The 1559-nt window shown below is 25.1% G+C and carries 2 protein-coding genes; one reads left to right on the forward strand and one right to left on the reverse strand.

Features of this window, described 5'->3' with window-relative positions:
* Positions 1–1036: hypothetical protein (locus tag EHV01_RS05440; RefSeq protein ID WP_422066570.1), on the forward strand; the 1036-nt coding region annotated here is incomplete at its 5' end.
* A gap of 28 nt (positions 1037–1064) precedes the next feature.
* Here EHV01_RS05440 and EHV01_RS05445 read toward each other — a convergent pair.
* The gene (locus tag EHV01_RS05445; RefSeq protein ID WP_422065966.1) at positions 1065–1523 is read right to left on the reverse strand and encodes a lipoprotein; all 459 of its coding nucleotides are present in this window, start codon (positions 1521–1523) and stop codon (positions 1065–1067) included.
* Between the last annotated feature and the right edge of the window lie 36 nt (positions 1524–1559).

Genomic DNA, 1559 nt, shown 5'->3' on the forward strand with positions numbered 1-1559 from the left:
TGATATAATCGGTGCTAGTGCAAGTAATACAAGTTGAGCATTTACTTTAACAGATAAAATAACAGCATCAATGTGATCTAAAAAATCAAAAAAAGAATACGGTAAAAATTATAGAATTAGTAGTGTTATGATACCGCAATCATTTAATGATGAAGATATTATTTATTTAATTAATGAAGAAAGTGTATCTTTGTCAACAATAGAAAGTGAAAATTTACTAACTGATATTGTTGGGAGTGGGCGATATATAATTGATGCAGTTGGGTTTTATAATTTGGGAAAAACTGCATGTCGTATTTATATGTTTTCCGATGATATTGATTTATATGATCCATATTCAATTATGAGTTATTTTGTTAGTTTACAAACAACAAGTTTATATAATAATTCAGTGCGTGATTGATTAACTCTTTATTCTCTTAGTTATTTAGACCAATATATTGATGATGATATAATACACGATTGACCTGTTAAATTACCTGATCCACCACCAAGTATTAATTTTTATCCAGTACAAATTAATTTAAGTAAAGCAGATAGTAAACTAGATGTTTCTGCTCAAGATAATGGTCAAGGTGGAACAAGAGACCAAAAATACCATAATCAAGACATTTTATTATTTGATTTTGAAACATTTGGAGCAACTAATTGACAACAAGTTCAAGATAGTTATGATAGTTTTAGTTTTCAAAATGCAGGTAATATAATTTTTGAAGCAAATAGTATTGATCCAGAATTTAATTGAAAAAAAAGACTAGAAACAAAAATTAATATTAAAATTGAAAATATTAATGAAAGTGGATATACTATTTTTAATAATTTAGAAGAATATCAATATCCATTTAGACAAAACGATGATGGTTATCATTTTAAAACACAAATTGTATTTTACAATGAGGGTGTTAAATTAAAAATGAGTGTTAATTATGAATTGCTTATAAAAGGTAAATTAGCATTTCCAACAAATAGAACAGTAAATTCACATTTTTTAATTAAAACCATACATGCGTCTAATATCAATTTAAAACAAAAATAGGGATAAAACCCTATTTTTTATGATTATTTTAAACAATAATATTCCCATTATCATCTATTTTTGGTATGTCATTATTTGTTGGTTCATTATCACCCAATCATTGATAAACATTTTTGAAGTATTTCCCTTTATCTTGTCCTCATGTATAAGGGAATTTTTTATCATCTTTTTTAATAAAAATAACCAAACCCGAATAATTATTGCTTCCTTTTGCTAAATCAACTTCATAGTCATTTGAACTATATATAGTTTTAGTTTTATTGTTATTTTGGAATTTAATAATATTTCATTCAGGACTATCTCCTTTTACAATAACAAAATATCATTTATCATCATCATTATGAAATGGTCTATCTGAAGAACAAATTTCTTTTAAATTACCAATAATTTTATTTTCACATTTTGGTTCTTCACCACAACTAACTAAACTTGTTGTACTTGTTCCTACTAAACTAATTGTTCCTAAAATACTTAACATTTTTTTCATATATACCAACCCTCTTTCTGGTCACATTATATATAT

Origin of the sequence: Spiroplasma sp. hy2 (assembly GCF_044714365.1) — a bacterium.
Lineage (GTDB): Bacteria > Bacillota_I > Bacilli_A > Mycoplasmatales > Mycoplasmataceae > Spiroplasma > Spiroplasma phoeniceum.